The following is a 5001-nucleotide window of genomic DNA, read 5'->3' as shown; positions in this document are numbered from 1 at the left end:
AAACATTCACGGAGAGTTTGATCCTGGCTCAGGACGAACGCTGGCGGCGTGCTTAACACATGCAAGTCGAACGATGAAGCCCTTCGGGGTGGATTAGTGGCGAACGGGTGAGTAACACGTGGGCAATCTGCCCTGCACTCTGGGACAAGCCCTGGAAACGGGGTCTAATACCGGATAACACCCCTCATCGCATGGTGAGGGGTTGAAAGCTCCGGCGGTGCAGGATGAGCCCGCGGCCTATCAGCTTGTTGGTGAGGTAGAAGCTCACCAAGGCGACGACGGGTAGCCGGCCTGAGAGGGCGACCGGCCACACTGGGACTGAGACACGGCCCAGACTCCTACGGGAGGCAGCAGTGGGGAATATTGCACAATGGGCGAAAGCCTGATGCAGCGACGCCGCGTGAGGGATGACGGCCTTCGGGTTGTAAACCTCTTTCAGCAGGGAAGAAGCGAAAGTGACGGTACCTGCAGAAGAAGCGCCGGCTAACTACGTGCCAGCAGCCGCGGTAATACGTAGGGCGCAAGCGTTGTCCGGAATTATTGGGCGTAAAGAGCTCGTAGGCGGCTTGTCACGTCGGTTGTGAAAGCCCGGGGCTTAACCCCGGGTCTGCAGTCGATACGGGCAGGCTAGAGTGTGGTAGGGGAGATCGGAATTCCTGGTGTAGCGGTGAAATGCGCAGATATCAGGAGGAACACCGGTGGCGAAGGCGGATCTCTGGGCCATTACTGACGCTGAGGAGCGAAAGCGTGGGGAGCGAACAGGATTAGATACCCTGGTAGTCCACGCCGTAAACGGTGGGAACTAGGTGTTGGCGACATTCCACGTCGTCGGTGCCGCAGCTAACGCATTAAGTTCCCCGCCTGGGGAGTACGGCCGCAAGGCTAAAACTCAAAGGAATTGACGGGGGCCCGCACAAGCAGCGGAGCATGTGGCTTAATTCGACGCAACGCGAAGAACCTTACCAAGGCTTGACATATACCGGAAAGCATTAGAGATAGTGCCCCCCTTGTGGTCGGTATACAGGTGGTGCATGGCTGTCGTCAGCTCGTGTCGTGAGATGTTGGGTTAAGTCCCGCAACGAGCGCAACCCTTGTTCTGTGTTGCCAGCATGCCCTTCGGGGTGATGGGGACTCACAGGAGACTGCCGGGGTCAACTCGGAGGAAGGTGGGGACGACGTCAAGTCATCATGCCCCTTATGTCTTGGGCTGCACACGTGCTACAATGGCAGGTACAATGAGCTGCGATGCCGCGAGGCGGAGCGAATCTCAAAAAGCCTGTCTCAGTTCGGATTGGGGTCTGCAACTCGACCCCATGAAGTCGGAGTTGCTAGTAATCGCAGATCAGCATTGCTGCGGTGAATACGTTCCCGGGCCTTGTACACACCGCCCGTCACGTCACGAAAGTCGGTAACACCCGAAGCCGGTGGCCCAACCCCTTGTGGGAGGGAGCTGTCGAAGGTGGGACTGGCGATTGGGACGAAGTCGTAACAAGGTAGCCGTACCGGAAGGTGCGGCTGGATCACCTCCTTTCTAAGGAGCACTTTGGCCGCCAGGCATTGTCTGGTGGTTCAAGAGCCATTTCGTCGGCAAACGTCCGACGGTGGTAGCTCATGGGTGGAACGTTGACTATTCGGCACACTTGATCGTCTTCTCCTGCAAGTACTGCTCCTCGGAGCGTGGAACGTTGAGGGAAGCGGGAAGAGTGTCGGGCACGCTGTTGGGTGTCTGAAGGTACGGCCGATCTGGTCGCCTTCAGTGCCGGCCCCGGTGAAACACCAAGGTTTTGGTGTGTGACGGGTGGTTGGTCGTTGTTTGAGAACTGCACAGTGGACGCGAGCATCTGTGGCCAAGTTTTTAAGGGCGCACGGTGGATGCCTTGGCACCAGGAACCGATGAAGGACGTGGGAGGCCACGATAGTCCCCGGGGAGCCGTCAACCAGGCTTTGATCCGGGGGTTTCCGAATGGGGAAACCCGGCAGTCGTCATGGGCTGTCACCCATGCCTGAACACATAGGGCATGTGGAGGGAACGCGGGGAAGTGAAACATCTCAGTACCCGCAGGAAGAGAAAACAACCGTGATTCCGGGAGTAGTGGCGAGCGAAACTGGATGAGGCCAAACCATATGCGTGTGAGACCCGGCAGGGGTTGCGCATGTGGGGTTGTGGGATCTCTCTTCTGTCGTCTGCCGGCGACAGGACGAGTCAGAAACCGTTGATGTAGGCGAAGGACATGCGAAAGGTCCGGCGTAGAGGGTAAGACCCCCGTAGTCGAAACATCAGCGGCTCGTTTGAGAGACACCCAAGTAGCACGGGGCCCGAGAAATCCCGTGTGAATCTGGCGGGACCACCCGCTAAGCCTAAATATTCCCTGGTGACCGATAGCGGATAGTACCGTGAGGGAATGGTGAAAAGTACCGCGGGAGCGGAGTGAAATAGTACCTGAAACCGTGTGCCTACAAGCCGTGGGAGCGTCGCTGTATGTGCTTGCACATGCAGTCGTGACTGCGTGCCTTTTGAAGAATGAGCCTGCGAGTTTGCGGTGCGTTGCGAGGTTAACCCGTGTGGGGAAGCCGTAGCGAAAGCGAGTCCGAATAGGGCGATTCAGTAGCGCGCTCAAGACCCGAAGCGGAGTGATCTAGCCATGGGCAGGTTGAAGCGGAGGTAAGACTTCGTGGAGGACCGAACCCACCAGGGTTGAAAACCTGGGGGATGACCTGTGGTTAGGGGTGAAAGGCCAATCAAACTCCGTGATAGCTGGTTCTCCCCGAAATGCATTTAGGTGCAGCGTCGTGTGTTTCTTGCCGGAGGTAGAGCACTGGATAGGCGATGGGCCCTACCGGGTTACTGACCTTAGCCAAACTCCGAATGCCGGTAAGTGAGAGCGCGGCAGTGAGACTGTGGGGGATAAGCTCCATGGTCGAGAGGGAAACAGCCCAGAGCATCGACTAAGGCCCCTAAGCGTACGCTAAGTGGGAAAGGATGTGGAGTCGCACAGACAACCAGGAGGTTGGCTTAGAAGCAGCCACCCTTGAAAGAGTGCGTAATAGCTCACTGGTCTAGTGATTCCGCGCCGACAATGTAGCGGGGCTCAAGCGTACCGCCGAAGTCGTGTCATTCCAGCATATAGGGCCAACGCCTGCTGGGATGGGTAGGGGAGCGTCGTGTGCCGGGTGAAGCAGCCGCGGAAGCGAGTTGTGGACGGTTCACGAGTGAGAATGCAGGCATGAGTAGCGATACACACGTGAGAAACGTGTGCGCCGATTGACTAAGGGTTCCTGGGTCAAGCTGATCTGCCCAGGGTAAGTCGGGACCTAAGGCGAGGCCGACAGGCGTAGTCGATGGATAACCGGTTGATATTCCGGTACCCGCTGTGAAGCGTCAAACATCGAGCATCGTGATGCTAAGGCCGTGAAGCCGTTCCGGACCCTTCGGGGAAAGGAAAGTGGTGGAGCCGCCGAACCAAGCGGTTAGTAGGTGAGTGATGGGGTGACGCAGGAAGGTAGTCCATCCCGGGCGGTGGTTGTCCCGGGGTAAGGGTGTAGGCCGGTGTGTAGGTAAATCCGCACACCATGAGGCTGAGACCTGATGCCGAGCCGATTGTGGTGAAGTGGATGATCCTATGCTGTCGAGAAAAGCCTCTAGCGAGTTTCATGGCGGCCCGTACCCTAAACCGACTCAGGTGGTCAGGTAGAGAATACCGAGGCGTTCGGGTGAACTATGGTTAAGGAACTCGGCAAAATGCCCCCGTAACTTCGGGAGAAGGGGGGCCATCACCGGTGATCCGTTTTACACGGTGAGCTGGGGGTGGCCGCAGAGACCAGCGAGAAGCGACTGTTTACTAAAAACACAGGTCCGTGCGAAGCCGTAAGGCGATGTATACGGACTGACGCCTGCCCGGTGCTGGAACGTTAAGGGGACCGGTTAGTGCACTTTCGGGTGTGCGAAGCTGAGAACTTAAGCGCCAGTAAACGGCGGTGGTAACTATAACCATCCTAAGGTAGCGAAATTCCTTGTCGGGTAAGTTCCGACCTGCACGAATGGCGTAACGACTTCTCGACTGTCTCAACCATAGGCCCGGTGAAATTGCACTACGAGTAAAGATGCTCGTTTCGCGCAGAAGGACGGAAAGACCCCGGGACCTTTACTACAGTTTGATATTGGTGTTCGGTTCGGCTTGTGTAGGATAGGTGGGAGACTTTGAACCAGCCACGCCAGTGGTTGGGGAGTCGTCGTTGAAATACCACTCTGGTCGTGCTGGATGTCTAACCTCGGTCCGTGATCCGGATCAGGGACAGTGTCTGATGGGTAGTTTAACTGGGGCGGTTGCCTCCTAAAGAGTAACGGAGGCGCCCAAAGGTTCCCTCAGCCTGGTTGGTAATCAGGTGTTGAGTGTAAGTGCACAAGGGAGCTTGACTGTGAGACCGACGGGTCGAGCAGGGACGAAAGTCGGGACTAGTGATCCGGCGGTGGCTTGTGGAAGCGCCGTCGCTCAACGGATAAAAGGTACCCCGGGGATAACAGGCTGATCTTCCCCAAGAGTCCATATCGACGGGATGGTTTGGCACCTCGATGTCGGCTCGTCGCATCCTGGGGCTGGAGTCGGTCCCAAGGGTTGGGCTGTTCGCCCATTAAAGCGGTACGCGAGCTGGGTTTAGAACGTCGTGAGACAGTTCGGTCCCTATCCTCTGTGCGCGTAGGAATATTGAGAAGGGCTGTCCCTAGTACGAGAGGACCGGGACGGACGAACCTCTGGTGTGCCAGTTGTCCTGCCAAGGGCATGGCTGGTTGGCTACGTTCGGAAAGGATAACCGCTGAAAGCATCTAAGCGGGAAGCCTGCTTCAAGATGAGTATTCCCACCCCCTTGAGGGGTTAAGGCTCCCAGTAGACGACTGGGTTGATAGGCCAGATCTGGAAGCCCGGTAACGGGTGGAGGTGACTGGTACTAATAGGCCGAGGGCTTGTCCTCAGTTGCTCGCGTCCACTGTGTTGGTTCTGAAAC

General features: G+C 57.2%; 2 rRNA genes. Both read left to right on the top strand.

The annotated features are described in order from the left end of the window. Positions 1-5 precede the first annotated feature (5 nt). Positions 6-1531, top strand: a 16S ribosomal RNA gene (locus EOT10_RS40825). A 314-nt stretch (positions 1532-1845) separates the two neighbouring features. Continuing rightward, positions 1846-4968: ribosomal RNA gene (locus tag EOT10_RS40820) — 23S ribosomal RNA — on the top strand. The 16S and 23S rRNA genes sit together here, the layout of an rRNA operon. Positions 4969-5001 lie beyond the last annotated feature (33 nt).

The sequence above is a fragment of the Streptomyces antnestii genome (assembly GCF_004005495.1).
Lineage (GTDB): Bacteria > Actinomycetota > Actinomycetes > Streptomycetales > Streptomycetaceae > Streptomyces > Streptomyces antnestii.
Note: the sequence above shows the minus strand (reverse complement) of the source record. Positions and strands in the feature narration are given on the sequence as shown.